Annotated in this window: 19 protein-coding genes; 3 read left to right on the forward strand and 16 right to left on the reverse strand. The window is 53.5% G+C overall.

Annotated features, from left to right (window positions below; all coding sequences use genetic code 11):
• Positions 1-8: 8 nt before the first annotated feature.
• A complete protein-coding gene (gene rpsJ, locus IBT54_RS10855; RefSeq protein ID WP_001181005.1) occupies positions 9-320 on the reverse strand; it encodes a 30S ribosomal protein S10 in 312 nt (103 codons plus the stop codon).
• A 393-nt stretch (positions 321-713) separates the two neighbouring features.
• On the opposite strand from rpsJ, the gene IBT54_RS10860 reads away from it, so the two are divergent.
• Positions 714-1,481 carry an A24 family peptidase gene (locus IBT54_RS10860; protein ID WP_201252153.1) on the forward strand — a complete coding sequence of 256 codons (768 nt, stop codon included), beginning with the start codon at positions 714-716 and terminating at the stop codon, positions 1,479-1,481.
• On the opposite strand, the gene bfr is transcribed toward IBT54_RS10860, so the two are convergent.
• From bfr to fkpA, 11 genes are all read right to left on the reverse strand, one after another.
• Positions 1,468-1,941 (reverse strand): bacterioferritin, encoded by a 474-nt coding sequence (gene bfr, locus IBT54_RS10865; RefSeq protein WP_013359241.1) that lies wholly within the window; start codon positions 1,939-1,941, stop codon positions 1,468-1,470. The two genes, IBT54_RS10860 and bfr, sit on opposite strands and share 14 nt — an antisense overlap.
• A 100-nt stretch (positions 1,942-2,041) precedes the next feature.
• Positions 2,042-2,236 carry a bacterioferritin-associated ferredoxin gene (bfd, locus tag IBT54_RS10870; protein WP_033784140.1) on the reverse strand — a complete coding sequence of 65 codons (195 nt, stop codon included), beginning with the start codon at positions 2,234-2,236 and terminating at the stop codon, positions 2,042-2,044.
• Between the two features lie 172 nt (positions 2,237-2,408).
• The gene (gene tuf / locus IBT54_RS10875) at positions 2,409-3,593 is read right to left on the reverse strand and encodes an elongation factor Tu (protein ID WP_013359243.1); all 1,185 of its coding nucleotides are present in this window, start codon (positions 3,591-3,593) and stop codon (positions 2,409-2,411) included.
• Between the two features lie 68 nt (positions 3,594-3,661).
• Positions 3,662-5,776, reverse strand: a complete 2,115-nt coding sequence (fusA, locus tag IBT54_RS10880) for an elongation factor G (RefSeq protein WP_147789573.1) — start codon at positions 5,774-5,776, stop codon at positions 3,662-3,664.
• Between the two features lie 90 nt (positions 5,777-5,866).
• Positions 5,867-6,337: a 30S ribosomal protein S7 gene (gene rpsG / locus IBT54_RS10885; protein ID WP_009087603.1), complete on the reverse strand. Its 471-nt coding sequence runs from the start codon at positions 6,335-6,337 to the stop codon at positions 5,867-5,869.
• A gap of 96 nt (positions 6,338-6,433) precedes the next feature.
• Complete coding sequence (gene rpsL / locus IBT54_RS10890; protein WP_003852912.1) at positions 6,434-6,808, reverse strand: 30S ribosomal protein S12; 375 nt, start codon at positions 6,806-6,808, stop codon at positions 6,434-6,436.
• A 124-nt stretch (positions 6,809-6,932) separates the two neighbouring features.
• Entirely contained in the window at positions 6,933-7,220 is a 288-nt protein-coding gene (tusB, locus tag IBT54_RS10895) for a sulfurtransferase complex subunit TusB (RefSeq protein ID WP_095706601.1), read from the reverse strand.
• A 9-nt stretch (positions 7,221-7,229) separates the two neighbouring features.
• Entirely contained in the window at positions 7,230-7,589 is a 360-nt protein-coding gene (gene tusC, locus IBT54_RS10900) for a sulfurtransferase complex subunit TusC (protein WP_110330961.1), read from the reverse strand.
• Positions 7,589-7,975, reverse strand: a complete 387-nt coding sequence (gene tusD, locus IBT54_RS10905) for a sulfurtransferase complex subunit TusD (RefSeq protein ID WP_013359248.1) — start codon at positions 7,973-7,975, stop codon at positions 7,589-7,591. The genes tusC and tusD overlap by 1 nt, the downstream gene beginning before the upstream one ends.
• Entirely contained in the window at positions 7,975-8,697 is a 723-nt protein-coding gene (locus IBT54_RS10910) for a transcriptional regulator (RefSeq protein ID WP_013359249.1), read from the reverse strand. Before IBT54_RS10910 ends, tusD begins: the two co-directional genes overlap by 1 nt.
• A gap of 166 nt (positions 8,698-8,863) precedes the next feature.
• The gene (gene fkpA, locus IBT54_RS10915) at positions 8,864-9,709 is read right to left on the reverse strand and encodes an FKBP-type peptidyl-prolyl cis-trans isomerase (protein WP_013359250.1); all 846 of its coding nucleotides are present in this window, start codon (positions 9,707-9,709) and stop codon (positions 8,864-8,866) included.
• 269 nt (positions 9,710-9,978) lie between these two features.
• Here fkpA and IBT54_RS10920 point away from each other — a divergent pair, with 269 nt between their 5' ends.
• Entirely contained in the window at positions 9,979-10,197 is a 219-nt protein-coding gene (locus tag IBT54_RS10920; RefSeq protein WP_095706600.1) for a SlyX family protein, read from the forward strand.
• A 97-nt stretch (positions 10,198-10,294) separates the two neighbouring features.
• Here IBT54_RS10920 and slyD read toward each other — a convergent pair whose 3' ends face one another.
• The 4 genes from slyD to kefG all read right to left on the reverse strand — a co-directional run bounded on the left by slyD (position 10,295) and on the right by kefG (position 13,632).
• The gene (slyD, locus tag IBT54_RS10925; protein ID WP_009087618.1) at positions 10,295-10,855 is read right to left on the reverse strand and encodes a peptidylprolyl isomerase; all 561 of its coding nucleotides are present in this window, start codon (positions 10,853-10,855) and stop codon (positions 10,295-10,297) included.
• A gap of 197 nt (positions 10,856-11,052) precedes the next feature.
• Positions 11,053-11,247 (reverse strand): YheV family putative zinc ribbon protein, encoded by a 195-nt coding sequence (locus tag IBT54_RS10930; RefSeq protein WP_010253033.1) that lies wholly within the window; start codon positions 11,245-11,247, stop codon positions 11,053-11,055.
• Positions 11,248-11,271: 24 nt separating this feature from the next.
• Positions 11,272-13,080, reverse strand: a complete 1,809-nt coding sequence (gene kefB / locus IBT54_RS10935; protein ID WP_013359253.1) for a glutathione-regulated potassium-efflux system protein KefB — start codon at positions 13,078-13,080, stop codon at positions 11,272-11,274.
• A complete protein-coding gene (gene kefG, locus IBT54_RS10940; protein ID WP_013359254.1) occupies positions 13,081-13,632 on the reverse strand; it encodes a glutathione-regulated potassium-efflux system ancillary protein KefG in 552 nt (183 codons plus the stop codon). It lies immediately after the preceding gene.
• Between the two features lie 112 nt (positions 13,633-13,744).
• On the opposite strand from kefG, the gene IBT54_RS10945 reads away from it, so the two are divergent.
• Positions 13,745-15,649 (forward strand): ABC transporter ATP-binding protein, encoded by a 1,905-nt coding sequence (locus tag IBT54_RS10945; RefSeq protein WP_095706598.1) that lies wholly within the window; start codon positions 13,745-13,747, stop codon positions 15,647-15,649.
• Positions 15,650-15,679 lie beyond the last annotated feature (30 nt).

The raw sequence follows: 15,679 nt of genomic DNA on the forward strand, positions 1-15,679 counted from the left end.
TGACCTGATTAACCCAGGCTGATCTGCACGTCAACACCGGCAGCCAGATCCAGACGCATCAGAGCATCAACCGTTTTTTCAGTTGGCTCAACGATGTCTACCAGACGCTTGTGAGTGCGGATTTCGTACTGATCACGCGCATCTTTGTTAACGTGCGGAGAGATCAGAACAGTAAAACGCTCTTTGCGGGTTGGCAGCGGGATTGGACCACGAACCTGCGCACCAGTGCGCTTGGCGGTCTCAACGATTTCCGCGGTTGATTGATCGATCAGACGATGATCAAACGCTTTAAGACGGATACGGATTCTTTGGTTCTGCATGAGACCAGAGCTCCAAACTTTTTATAGACGAAAAAAATTACTACTCGAGCCCATTACGATTGATGGGAGAGTGTAATCGTTCAGCATATAACTCCCCAATTGGGAGTATTGTCAGGCGGCCTATATTTCAGCCGTCTGCGATTCTGCTCGAATCGCGCCTGCAATATCTGCAGGCCCGCGCATTATACGTAAATCTGTTCAGGAAGCAACCCGTGTTGTGGTTTTCCCTGCTAAATAGTGGCCGGTTCGTGCGGCACGCGTCGCAATGCATTGCCACAGAGCGGTTAAACCACAAATTTTGTTGCGAGCACTTTTCCGCCGTTATTTATCCATGGATGACACAGAATAAGAAGCCGATGAAAGTGCTCTTAACCTCTCATCCGGAGCAGCATCATGTCACTGTTCACTCAATTCATAGCACTCGCTGGCGGAGGCGCATTGGGAAGCTTTCTTTCGCTGGCCTGTTTGCGCTTCTCATCCGCCCTCTCACCCGCTCAGTGGTTTGTCGCACTCTGCTTTCCCGGTTCACGGTGTGATTGTTGTCAGCAGCATCTGCTATGGCACGATGCGCTGCCATTGATTAGCTGGCCACGGCTAAAAGGTCGGTGCCGCTTCTGTCATCATCCGTTCGGTGCGGAAAGCTTTATCACTGAATGGCTGGTCGCAATACTTTGCCTGCTGGTGCTGCAAAGCTTCACCGATCCTGCCGACGCTATCTTCATCATTACCGCCTCCAGCCTGCTGCTTCTGGTGGCTGCCATTGATCGCCACCACTTCTGTATACCTGACCCGCTCAGCTATCTGCTGCTCTGGCTGGGATTACTTCACGCGACCGTAACCGGAAATGAAACAGCAGCGATATGGGGCGCCCTGTCGGGCTACTGTACATTGTGGCTGCTCGCCTGGAGCTATCGGCAGGTTCGGGGCCACGAAGGATTGGGTTATGGTGATATGAAGCTTTTCGCGGCGTTAGGCGCGTGCTGTGGATGGCAGGCTCTACCCTGGATTGCACTGGGAAGCACTTTTCTGGCACTGGCGACAATTGTAATGCTGCAGCGTCGCGGGATAATTCAGGGGAAAAGCCCGCTGCCGTTCGGCCCTTTCCTGGCCATTGCGGGCTGGGTAACGATCGTGCTGCAGACCCGATTCACTCTTCTTTGATTTGAGCCTGCAGATAGTTCTGGATGCCCATCTTCTGGATTAACTCAAGCTCCGTTTCAATCCAGTCGATGTGATGCTCTTCATCAGCCAGGATTTCAATCATCATGTCACGGCTGACATAGTCATGTACCTTGTCAGCATAGGAGATGGCCTCACGCAGATCTTTAGCGCCTTCCAGCTCCAGATTCAGGTCTGAACTCAGCATCTCCTCGACGTCTTCACCAATACGCAGACGTCCCAGATCCTGAAGATTTGGAATGCCCTCAAGAAAGAGAATGCGTTCGATGTATTTGTCAGCATGCTTCATCTCGTCGATCGATTCGTGATACTCCACATCGTTGAGGCGCGTCAGCCCCCAGTTTTTAAACATGCGCGCATGCAGAAAGTACTGGTTGATGGCAACCAGTTCATTTCCAAGCAGTTTATTAAGATGACTGATAACTTTGATATCGCCCTTCATTGTTAACCCTCCGCGTCTGGTTTATTAGAGCGTAGATGTGGTTAAAAAGAAGTCAAAAAAACGCGACAGATATTGTGGGTATTCACACATCCAGGGGCAGTCAGGCTATCTCTTTATAGAGCGGGGCATGCTGCATCTCTTCATCCATAATCTCACGCGCAGCACGAACGCATTTGCCACACTGTTTGCCTACCGGAACAAACTGGCGCAGCTGCTGAATAGATTTGGGCTGATATCGACGCACAACTTCACGAAGGGTTTTATCACTGATGGCATTACACAGGCAGACGTACATTGATTCATCACTCGGGTACATTTTCTGTACACAGTGTAAATGCGAATCGTTTTTATTTCAAACCTACCCTTTGCAGGGTTATGACCATTTTCAGAGCAAAAAAAAGAGCACCGGAGTGCTCTTTTTCACTGTGTTGCAATGGCCGTTTGCACGACCACAGCAGGTATCACAATTAAGCGATAACTTTAGCAACAACACCCGCGCCAACGGTACGGCCACCTTCGCGGATTGCGAAGCGCAGACCTTCGTCCATTGCGATTGGGTGGATCAGGGTAACAACCATTTTGATGTTGTCGCCTGGCATGACCATTTCAACGCCTTCTGGCAGCTCTACTGAACCGGTCACGTCAGTGGTACGGAAGTAGAACTGTGGACGGTAGCCCTTGAAGAACGGAGTATGGCGGCCACCTTCGTCTTTAGACAGAACGTAAACTTCTGACTCGAACTGGGTGTGCGGCTTGATTGAGCCTGGCTTAGCCAGAACCTGGCCACGCTGGATGTCTTCACGCTTGATACCGCGCAGCAGAACACCACAGTTTTCGCCTGCCTGACCCTGGTCCAGCAGCTTACGGAACATCTCAACACCGGTACAGGTTGATTTAGCAGTATCTTTGATACCCACGATTTCAACTTCGTCGCCGACTTTAACGATGCCGCGCTCAACACGACCGGTAACAACGGTACCACGGCCAGAGATTGAGAATACGTCTTCGATTGGCAGCAGGAACGGCATGTCGATCGCACGCTGTGGTTCTGGGATATAGGTATCCAGATGCTCAGCCAGTTCGATGATTTTCGCTTCCCACTCAGCTTCGCCTTCCAGCGCTTTCAGAGCAGAACCACGAACGATTGGAGTGTCGTCGCCTGGGAAGTCATAGGCTGACAGCAGGTCACGCACTTCCATCTCAACCAGTTCCAGCAGCTCTTCATCATCAACCATGTCACATTTGTTCAGGAACACGATGATGTAAGGAACGCCAACCTGACGACCCAGCAGGATGTGCTCACGGGTCTGTGGCATCGGGCCATCAGTCGCAGCAACAACCAGGATCGCGCCGTCCATCTGCGCAGCACCGGTGATCATGTTTTTCACATAGTCGGCGTGGCCTGGGCAGTCAACGTGTGCATAGTGACGTGACGGGGTTTCATACTCAACGTGTGAAGTGTTGATGGTGATACCACGTGCTTTCTCTTCTGGTGCGTTATCGATCTGATCGAATGCACGAGCCTGGCCGCCGTAAGTTTTAGACAGTACGGTGGTGATAGCTGCAGTCAGGGTGGTTTTACCGTGGTCGACGTGACCGATGGTGCCCACGTTTACGTGCAGTTTGTTACGCTGAAATTGCTCTTTCGCCATGGCGATAATTCCTTACGTTGTGCCTTCACCATCTGGGTGAAGGCATCAGTTCAAATTTAAACCGTAGCTTATTTGCTACGAGCTTCAATAACGGCCTGCGCTACGTTGTTCGGCGCATCGTCATACTTCAGGAACTCCATGGAGTAAGAAGCACGACCTTTGGTCAGAGAACGCAGCTGAGTTGCGTATCCGAACATTTCAGATAACGGAACTTCAGCGTGAATCTGAACGCCAGTAGCGTTAGATTCCTGCCCTTTGAGCATACCACGACGACGGCTAAGGTCACCGATGACATCACCCGTGTTCTCTTCTGGCGTTTCAACTTCAACCTTCATGATAGGCTCAAGCAGAACAGGTGTCGCTTGTTTAAAGCCTTGTTTGAAGGCAATAGACGCGGCCAGTTTAAACGCCAGTTCTGAGGAGTCGACATCATGGTAAGAACCGAAGTGCAGACGCACGCCCAGATCCACAACCGGATAACCAGCCAGAGGGCCTGATTTCAGCTGCTCCTGGATACCTTTGTCAACCGCAGGGATGTATTCACCAGGAATCACACCACCTTTGATGTCGTTGACAAATTCGTAACCTTTCGGGTTCGAACCTGGCTCCAGTGGGTACATGTCGATAACAACATGACCGTACTGACCACGACCACCAGACTGCTTGGCGTGTTTACCTTCAACATCGGTAACTTTGTTGCGAATCGCTTCACGGTAAGCAACCTGTGGTTTACCCACGTTTGCTTCAACGTTGAACTCACGCTTCATGCGGTCAACGATGATGTCGAGGTGCAACTCACCCATACCTGCGATGATGGTCTGGTTAGATTCTTCATCAGTCCATACGCGGAATGATGGGTCTTCTTTCGCCAGACGGCCCAGAGCCAGACCCATTTTTTCCTGGTCAGCTTTGGTTTTTGGTTCAACGGCGATAGAGATTACCGGCTCCGGGAACTCCATGCGCTCAAGGATGATGACGTTCTCTGGGTCACACAGGGTGTCACCAGTGGTCACATCTTTCAGGCCGATTGCAGCTGCGATATCACCCGCACGGACTTCTTTGATCTCTTCACGCTTGTTAGCGTGCATCTGAACGATACGGCCCAGACGCTCACGGTTTGACTTAACCGGGTTGAACACGGTGTCGCCAGTGTTAACAACACCAGAGTAAACGCGGAAGAAGGTCAGGTTACCTACAAACGGGTCAGTAGCGATTTTGAACGCCAGTGCAGCAAACGGCTCGTTGTCGTCTGAGTGACGAACAGCCGGCGTGTCTTTACCGTCGTCCAGCATACCGTTGATCGCGGTAACGTCAGTCGGTGCTGGCAGATATTCAACAACTGCATCCAGCATCGCCTGAACACCTTTGTTCTTAAATGCAGAACCACAGGTTACCAGGATGATTTCGTTGTTCAGAACACGCTTACGCAGAGATGTTTTGATCTCTTCTTCAGTCAGTTCTTCACCACCGAAGAATTTCTCCATCAGCTCATCAGAGCCTTCAGCAGCGGCTTCAACCAGCTTCGCACGCCATTCTTCAGCCAGTTCCTGCATATCAGCTGGAATATCTTCGTAATCGAAGGTTACACCCTGATCTGCGTCGTTCCAGTTGATTGCTTTCATTTTCACCAGGTCAACAACACCGGTGAATTTCTCTTCTGCGCCGATAGCCAGCTGCAGAGGAACTGGAGTTGCGCCCAGACGAACTTCCATCTGGTTAACAACTTTCAGGAAGTTAGCACCCATGCGGTCCATTTTGTTAACGAACGCAATGCGTGGAACTTTGTATTTGTTAGCCTGACGCCATACGGTCTCAGACTGTGGCTGAACGCCACCAACTGCACAGTAAACCATTACCGCGCCATCAAGCACACGCATAGAACGTTCTACTTCAATGGTGAAGTCAACGTGTCCTGGGGTGTCGATGATGTTGATGTGGTGTGGTTCGAACTGCTTAGCCATACCAGACCAGTAACAGGTGGTCGCAGCGGAAGTGATGGTAATACCACGTTCCTGTTCCTGCTCCATCCAGTCCATGGTTGCTGCGCCGTCATGTACTTCACCGATTTTGTGGTTTACACCGGTGTAGAACAGAACGCGTTCGGTAGTGGTAGTCTTACCGGCGTCGATGTGCGCACTGATACCGATGTTACGGTAGCGAGCAATGGGTGTTTTACGAGCCATTTGATTCCTCGGTTTTTCGGACGTTCAAAATTAGTCAACCCCAGCGGGTTGGCCCTTTGGGCGCCCGCTGGTTTAACAACTACGCGACTGTTACCAGCGGTAGTGAGCGAACGCCTTGTTGGCTTCAGCCATACGGTGAACGTCTTCACGTTTCTTCACTGCAGTACCTTTGTTCTCTGCAGCATCAGAAAGTTCGTTCGCCAGGCGAAGAGCCATTGATTTATCACCGCGTTTACGAGCAGCATCTACGATCCAGCGCATTGCCAGGGCATTACGACGAACCGGACGGACTTCAACTGGTACCTGATAAGTAGAACCACCAACGCGACGTGACTTAACTTCGACAGTCGGACGCACGTTTTCCAGCGCTACTTCAAAGGCTTCCAGGGAGTTTTTACCTGAACGCTGAGCCAGGGTCTCAAGCGCGGTATAAACGATTGATTCTGCAGTAGATTTTTTACCATCTACCATCAGGATATTTACAAATTTAGCCAGCAGCTCTGATCCGAACTTAGGATCTGGCAGAATTTTACGCTGACCAATGACGCGACGACGTGGCATGGAAATACTCCGTTGTTAATTCAGGATTGTCCAAAACTCTATGAGTTTATTATGACATTTAATTTAAAACGTTTGGCCTTACTTAACGGAGAACCATTAAGCCTTTGGCTTCTTCACGCCGTACTTGGAGCGAGCCTGCTTACGGTCTTTAACACCTGAGCAGTCCAGCGCGCCACGAACGGTGTGGTAACGCACACCTGGCAGGTCTTTTACACGACCGCCACGGATCAGGATCACGGAGTGTTCCTGCAGGTTATGACCTTCACCGCCGATGTAGGAGGTAACTTCAAAACCGTTGGTCAAACGCACACGGCAGACTTTACGCAGTGCGGAGTTTGGTTTCTTAGGAGTGGTGGTGTACACACGAGTACAAACGCCACGTTTTTGCGGGCAAGCTTCCAGCGCCGGCACGTTGCTCTTTGCAACTTTGCGGACGCGTGGTTTGCGAACCAGCTGGTTAACTGTTGCCATTAAATAGCTCCTGGATTTGCTTTTGCTTCGTAAACACGTAATAAATCGCCTCGTAGAATTACGAGGAGGCAGAATTTTAGGGCTGAGTCAAAGGGGTGTCAAGAAATAACCAGGTTTTAGCCGATTACCAGACCATTTGTTGCGGATGCCTGATCGTTAGCGTGACAAAGCCAGTATAGTCTACTGACTGCACGCTGGTTGAAATTTGTTCAGTGAGTCCGCGCGCCTGGACATCTTCAGCAAGCACCCATAGCGTTGCTTTACACGCTGACAACTGCGCCAATGCGCGACTGCCTGCTAAGGCAGCCAGCACGCCATCCTGCAGCAGCAGCAGGTCATCCCCCTCACCCGCGATTAAAAGCAGGGTTTCGAGGTCACAGTGTGCCGGTGAATGCATTAAGGTGTGCAGCATTAACGTCTCTTAAAAAGTCAGAATGCGATCGTAGCTGGCCAGCGTCTGACGCAGCTCCGTCGCGTCCAGTAGCGTAACATCCAGCAACCGGTCAGCGTCAACCGCTAATCCACGCGTTATCAGCGATGTCCGGCAGAGATAACACTGTTCAATGTCATACAGCGCCAGCACGCCAAAGGTCGCGGCATAGTGACGGCTCTTAATCGCCTCAGGCTGCTGGTGCAGATTGAGCTGCAACACGCCATCGCCGATAAAAAACAGGCCGATATCTTCACTGAGTGCCCCCGTGGCCAGCGCGGCATCCAGCCCTTCGCGCCCTGCACTGCTACCGTGCGGAGCCTGGGTAAAGACAAATGCGACACGATTCATCAGAACTGCACCATACGTTCACAGCTCAGCGCCGCTTCTGCCAGCGCACCCAGCCCGCTCAGGGTAAAACCCGGCTGCAGGTTACTGCCCGCCAGCTGGAGTCGGGCCGCTTCCTGCTGATCGCTGACACCACGCCGCAGCGCAGCCGCTACACAGATGTTCAGTGCCACACCCTGCTCCTGATGTAATGTCTGCCACGCGCGCACCAGATCAAACTCATCGCTGGCCGGAGCGGTGAGCTGATTAGCGTTCAGCACCCCTTCGCGATAGAAGAATACGCTTTCGAGCTGATGGCCCGCCGTCAGCAGCGCGCGGGCGAACAGATATGCACTGGTCGCCTGTTGCGTCCCATAAGCCGGGCCGGTGACCAGCAGGGTGTAACGCATTACCGATCCTGTCCCTGGAAGTCGCCATTTTTAAACTGGCGGATATAGAGATAAACGGTGTGCTTCGAGATGTTCAGCCTGTCCGCCACCTGATTGATGGCATCTTTAATGTCGAAGATTCCCTTCTCATACAGGTTCAGCACAATCTGACGATTCTTGGCGTTGTTCGACACGTTGCGATCGGCACTCACCTCTTCAATGGTGAACTCCAGCGTCTGCATCACCAGATCGTCGACCGAACTGGCGAAGTTGACGTTGGAATCAACCTGCTGCATCTCAGGCGGCATGAAAGTCGACATGATCTGTGAGAACGGCACATCCAGGTTCATGTTGATGCAGAGCAGGCCAATAACCCGTTGCTGGCGGTTACGGATCGCGATGGTGACCGACTTCATCAGCACGCCGCTTTTGGCACGCGTAAAATAGGCACGTGACACGTTGCTGTCCGCGCCATGCATATCATGCAGCATACGCAGGGCCAGGTCGGTAATCGGCGAACCGACTTTACGACCAGTGTGTTCACCATTGGCGATACGCACGGCCGAACACTTCAGATCTTCAAGCGAATGCAGGACAATTTCACAATGCGAGCCGATCAACATCGCCAGGCCATCCACGACAGCCTCGTACGATTTCAGAATATCGTAATCAGTTTCTTCGAACGGGCGCTGCTCCAGAAGATCGAAGTCGCTCAGTTCACCCGGATTGAATGGATTAGACATTGAAGAGTATCACCCTGAATGGCTGGAGCCTGTCACAGCGGCTTATGGGCAGACTCAATATTGGGATAATTAGGCAGGCATTAGTCTGGCAAATGTCGTCGGCTTATGCCAGAGGTTTGTCGTGAAGCTAAAATGAAACCGCCGCCCGGAGGCGGCGGTCAGCACATTACTGCGCTTTTTCTGCAGCAGCAGGCGCAGGAGCCTGTGCTTTTTCATCTGCTTTAGGCGCGGGTTTGATATCAAGCAGTTCAACATCAAAGACCAGAGTGGAGTTAGCAGGGATGCCCGGAACGCCGTTTTTGCCGTAAGCCAGATTCGGTGGGATCACCAGCTTGATCTTGCCACCTTTCTTCACGTGCTTCAGACCTTCAGTCCAGCCTGGGATAACGCCATCCAGACGGAATGAGAGCGGCTCACCACGGGTATAAGAGTTGTCGAATTCAGTACCGTCGATCAGCGTACCTTTGTAGTTAACCACGACAGTGTCGCTGTCTTTAGGTGCGTCGCCAGTACCTTCTTTCTCAACTTTATACAGCAGGCCGCTTTCGGTTTTCTTCACGCCGCTCTCTTTAGCAAATTTGGTTGCGAAAGCGTCGCCCTTTTCAGCGTTCTCTTTCGCATCTTTTTCCATTTTCGCTGAGGCTGCGCCTTTCACGCGGCCTTCAAAGGATTGCAGCGTCTGCTCAATCTCTTCGTCAGACAGTTTGCTCTTGCCACCAAACGCATCCTGAACACCAGCAATCAGCTGCTGCTTATCCAGTTTGATGCCCAGTTTTTCCTGCTCCTTCAGGGAGTTGTCCATGTAGCGACCCAGTGAAGCACCCAGTGCGTAGGCAGACTGCTGGTCTTCATCTTTGAAAGCCGCATTCTTAGGTGCCTGAGGCGCGGACTGTGGCGCGGCGGCTGGTGCAGCCTGTGGCGCCGCAGCGGTGTCTGCTGCCATTGCCATTGATGCATTCAGTGCAACAGCCATGGTGGTAGCTAACAATGTGACTTTAAACAGTGATTTCATCCATTCTCCAAAACCGAAGCGTCTAACCTCGGGAAACATTGCGGACTTCAGGGCCCACACTATAACTTTACGTGGCAGTGTCGAACACTCCCACAATGTAATTACCCGGTCTACCTCCGACCTTTATAACATCGGGAAGTTTCATCAGAGATGATGCCGCGCTGCCTTTTTTCAAGCGCAACGCCTCCGGGCGTGAAAAAAACAGGTGATTCCTGGCATTCAGGTCGTAGAATCACGCCCTGAGTCGCACCTTAACAGAGGAACAGGTCATGCAACAATCTGAGTGGGAACAGCGTCTGGAGACGTTAGAAAGTAAACTGGCCTTTCAGGAGATGACCATTGAGCAGCTGAACAACGCGGTGGTTCAGCACGAGCTGGAGATGAACAAGATGCGTGAGCAGATGCGCATTTTAACCGACAAGCTCAAAGCGAATGCGCCATCGATGGTCGCCTCGCAGTCTGAAGAGACGCCACCGCCACACTACTGATGATGGGCGGTGTCTGGCCCTGGCTCAGCCGGGCCGAACCAGAGTATCAGCCAAAAGAAAGGCCACCCGGAGGTGGCCTTGAAAGGTCTGTTGAGACTTAGTGGCTGCAGCCGCAACCGCCAGTACCGCAACCGCCTTTACCATGGTCGTGGTCGTGATCATGGCCGTGATCGTGGTCATGATGATGGCCATCTGCACCGTGAACGTGGCCATGAGCCAGTTCTTCCGGTGTGGCTTCACGGATAGCAACCACTTCAACGTTGAAGTTCAGGTTCTGACCCGCCAGCATGTGGTTACCATCAACCACGACGTGATCGTCTTCCACTTCGGTGATTTCTACCGGTACCGGACCCTGATCGGTCTCTGCCAGGAAGCGCATGCCAACCTGCAGTTCGTCAACGCCCATGAAGACGTCTTTAGGTACGCGCTGCACCAGGTTGTCGTCATACTGACCGTAAGCATCGTTTGCCGGGATATGCACGTCAAACTTGTCGCCGGCAACGTGGTTTTCCAGCGCATTTTCCAGACCAGAAATCAGGGAACCATGACCGTGCAGGTAGTCTAACGGTGCACTCACCGGTGACTCGTCAACTAACACGCCGTCTTCTGTACGTACCTGATAGGCCAGGCTTACCACCAGGTCTTTTGCTACTTTCATGATATCTCCTAACCGTTGAGAGCTGAGATCCCGTCTCATTGGTCTATTCTTGCGTGCAATAACACCAACCAGAAAGGTTCGGGGTTGAGTGCAAGAGGGGTTTCACTTTCTCTTGCGACTTCAGCCTTAATGGCGTCAATTGTAACGGAATTCAATCCCGCTGTAAGTTTAAGCGTGAAAAAAGCTGCCCGATTCCGCTATTCAGGATGGAAAATGCCGATAACCTGTTCATTGGTCCGAACCTGATCGCGCGCCTGCTTATCTGCCTCACGCATCTGATGACCACATTTCACACACTCCACTACATCGACATTGTTTTCACGCCACATCGCCAGCGTGTCCTTCTCCTGGCAGTGCGGGCATGTCGCACCAGCAATAAAACGTTTACGCATTAGCTTCTGCCTGTTTTAAAAAGGTTATTGATCATCGTCCCAGCCGTCGATCTGCCGCTTTTCGCGCTGCATTTCACGCTGGAAGATATCTTCCAGTTCACGCCGCGCTTCACGGACACGTGAAGCCTGTGCAGCGCTTTCAGAGAGCGTCGGCACCAGCTCGCGAAGCATCCGCATATCAAGCCGGCGAAAATGCTGCTGAGCGCGATGCGCCTGATGGGGATGCATCCCCAGTGACATCAATGTTTTACGGCCCAGCTCCAGCGCACTGGAGAAGGTCTCACGCGAGAACTGGGTGACGCCTGCCTGCAGCAGCTCATGCGCTTCCACACGGCCCCGGGCGCGCGCCTGAATCTGCAGCTGCGGAAAATGCTGCTGGCACAGATGCACGATAGTCATCACATCTTCCGGCTCATTACAGGTGATCACAATCGACTGGGCGCTGGCTGCACCGGCGGCACGCAGTAACTCCAGCTCGGTGGCATCACCGTAATAGACTTTGTAACCATATTTGCGCATCAGACTCACCACACTGATGTCCCGTTCCAGCACGGTAATGCGTTTGTTGTTCGCCATCAGCAGGCGACCTATCACCTGTCCGAAGCGACCAAAGCCCACCACAATGACCTGCGGCTGATCATCTTCGACAAAGTGTTTCTCTGCATTTTCGTCCGGCTCATTAAAGCGGCGTGCCAGCAGTCGGTCGATACCCTTCATCAGCAACGGCGTGGTCATCATCGACAGCGTCACCGTCACCAGCAGCATCGGCAGTTGATCGCCTGAGAAGAGCTTTGCCGACGAGGCCGCTGAAAAGAGCACAAAGGCAAACTCGCCGCCCTGACTCAGTACGCCAGCAAACTGCTGGCGCTCGGAACTGCGCAGGCCATAAATGCGCGCCAGCAGATAGAGCACCAGCGTTTTCACCGCCACCAGCGTTACCACGCCCAGCAGGATGGTCACAATATGGGTATAGAGCACTCCGAGGTTGAGTGCCATGCCCACCGAAATAAAGAACAGGCCCAGCAGCAGCCCCTTAAACGGATCGATAGCGACTTCCAGCTCATGCCGGTATTCACTTTCTGCCAGCAGGATCCCGGCAATAAAGGTGCCCAGCGCCATCGACAGGCCCAGCGCATCCATGAACAATGCGGAACCCAGCACCAGCAGCAGCGACGCCGCGGTAAAGACTTCGCGCACGCCTGATGCCGCGATGTAACGGAAGATCGGCCGCAGCAGATAGCGTCCGCCCACCAGCATGCCGGCAAACGCCAGCACTTTCATACCGACCTTCATCCAGTCGATGTGACCGCTGTCGGTGCCGGCCAGCAGCGGGATCAGCGCCAGCGCCGGGATGACCGCGATATCCTGAAACAGCAGCACCGAAAAGCCCAACTGTCCGGCTTCGCTGCGGTTCATACCTTTATCCATCATCAGTTGCAGCGCCATGGCGGTCGAAGACATCGCCAGACCAATCCCGCCGATAATTGCCGCCTGCCAGCTAAAGTCGGTCAGCCATAATAAGCCGCCCAGAATAGCCGCTGAGAAGATCACCTGCGCCGCGCCGACGCCAAAAATGGAGCGGCGCAGCGCCCACAGCTTTGCCGGATTCAGCTCCAGTCCGATAATAAACATCAGGAAAACGACGCCGAGTTCAGAGAAGTGAAGAATCTCGTCGACGTCGCTGATAAAGCCTAATCCCCACGGGCCGATAGCGATACCCGCCACCAGATAGCCCAGAACAGCACCAATACCGAGGCGAGCCGCCACCGGCACAATCAATACCGCCGCGACCAGATAAATCACCCCGGCGGTCAGCAGCGTTTGCCCTTCCATCTATACCCCTCCATTCGGCAGCGGTGCTGCCAGCCAGTCGCCATAGGCGCGGGCATAATTTTTCATTAATTCCGGACTCTGCCGACGCGCCCAGTAGACGATCATCGGTGGCATCCAGTGCATACGGCACATCTGCGCGGTCAGCTCAAAAGGACGCATAATGTCATTGAGCGAATAGCGGTTCAGACCCTGCTGTTTAAAGGCACTTTCCGGTTCCCCGGTCGTCACTACGCTGCGCCAGTACTTGCCTTCCAGCGCATTGCCATCCACACCATTTGCGAAACCGCGTGACAGAACGCGATCCAGCCACTCTTTCAGCAGCGCCGGACAGCTATAGGTATAGAGCGGATGCTGGAAAATGATGACGTCGTGTTCGCGCAGCAGCTGTTGTTCATAGTGAATATCGATAAAAAAATCCGGATAGGTCGCGTACAGATCGTGCACGGTGACGTGTTCCAGTGCCTGAGCCGGCTGCAGCAGGATCCGATTTGCGACCGAATCCTGTGATTCCGGATGAGCATAAAGCAGCAAAACCCTGGGTGGCTGCGACATCCTTTCCCTCCAAAGCGTCGTCATTGGTGCGGTTTTCCGCTACCATGCACGACGCAGCAAAATCTCATTATGTTGCCAGTAAATTAACATATTCTGACGATACGGCGCTTACATGATTGTCTTCTCAGCCTTACAAATTCGCCGCGGCATCCGCGTCCTGCTCGACAATGCCACCGCCACTATCAATCCCGGTCAGAAGGTCGGGCTGGTGGGTAAAAACGGCTGTGGGAAATCCACGCTGCTGTCGCTGTTAAAAGGTGAAATCACCAGCGATGCCGGTACCGTCACGTTCCCCTCTCACTGGGCGCTGGCCTGGGTGAATCAGGAAACTCCCGCGCTGGATAAAGCTGCGCTGGAGTACGTGATTGATGGCGATCGCCAGTTTCGCCAGCTTGAAGCAGAACTGGCGGACGCCAATCTGCGCGACGATGGCAATGCCATCGCGCTGCTGCATGGCAAGCTGGATGCGGTGCAGGCGTGGAGCATTCATGCGCGCGCCTCAAGCCTGCTGCACGGTCTGGGCTTCAGTCAGGAACAGCTGCAGCGTCCGGTCAGCGACTTCTCCGGTGGCTGGCGTATGCGCCTTAATCTGGCCCAGGCGCTGATTTGTCGTTCCGATCTGCTGCTGCTGGATGAACCGACCAACCACCTCGATCTCGATGCGGTGATCTGGCTGGAACGCTGGCTGAAGAGTTATGAAGGCACGCTGATCCTGATCTCGCACGATCGTGACTTCCTCGATCCGGTCATCGACAAAATTATCCATATCGAACAGGAGTCGATGTTCGAATACACCGGCAACTACAGCTCCTTTGAGCGGCAGCGCGTCGCCAAACTGGCTCAGCAGCAGGCGCTGTATGAGAGTCAGCAGGAGAAAGTGGCGCATTTACACAGCTACATTGATCGCTTCCGTGCGCAGGCCACTAAAGCCAAGCAGGCGCAGAGCCGAATCAAGATGCTGGAGCGCATGGAGATGATCGCGCCGGCCCATGTCGACAATCCGTTCAGCTTCACCTTCCGCAAGCCGGAGAACCTGCCTAACCCGCTGATGAAGATGGAGAAGGTCACCGCGGGCTATGGCGACCGTATCATTCTCGACGCCATCAAGCTCAACCTGGTTCCGGGATCGCGTATCGGCCTGCTGGGACGTAACGGCGCCGGTAAATCGACCCTTATCAAGCTGCTGGCAGGTGAGCTGGAAGCGATGGACGGCAAGATGGGGCTGGCGAAAGGGATCAAGCTCGGTTACTTCGCCCAGCATCAGCTGGAGTACCTGCGGGCTGACGAGTCGCCGCTGCAGCATCTGTCGCGCATTGCGCCTCAGGTGCTGGAACAGCAGCTGCGCGACTATCTGGGTGGCTTCGATTTCCGTGGCGATAAAGTCACTGAAAACACCGAGCGCTTCTCCGGCGGTGAGAAAGCGCGACTGGTGCTGGCCCTGATTGTCTGGCAGCGCCCTAACCTGCTGCTGCTCGATGAACCTACCAACCACCTGGATCTCGATATGCGTCAGGCGCTGACCGAAGCGTTGATCGACTTCGAAGGTGCGCTGGTGGTGGTGTCGCACGACCGTCACCTGCTGCGCGCCACCACCGACGATCTCTATCTGGTGCACGATGGCAAAGTGGATGTGTTTGAGGGCGACCTCGAAGATTATCAGCAGTGGCTGAGCGATCTGCAGAAACAGCAGGCGCAACAGGATGCCGCACCGAAGCAGGATAACGGCAACAGTGCCCAGGCGCGTAAAGATCAGAAGCGCCGCGATGCCGAACTGCGCACCCAGACGCAACCACTGCGCAAAGAGATCGAGAAGCTGGAAAAGCAGATGAGCAAATGGCAGAGCCAGCTGGCCGATGCCGAAGCGCAGCTCTCAGACAGTGCAATTTATGAGCCGAGCCGTAAAGCGGACCTGACCACCGCGCTGCAGCGTCAGGCGGAGAGTAAGTCTGCGCTGGAAGAGGTTGAGATGGCGTGGCTGGAGGCCCAGGAACAGCTCGAACAGATGATGGCTTCATAAATAAACTCTCCCCGCTCGCGGGGAGAATCT

Origin of the sequence: Pantoea sp. S62 (assembly GCF_016658625.1) — a bacterium.
GTDB lineage: Bacteria > Pseudomonadota > Gammaproteobacteria > Enterobacterales > Enterobacteriaceae > Pantoea > Pantoea vagans.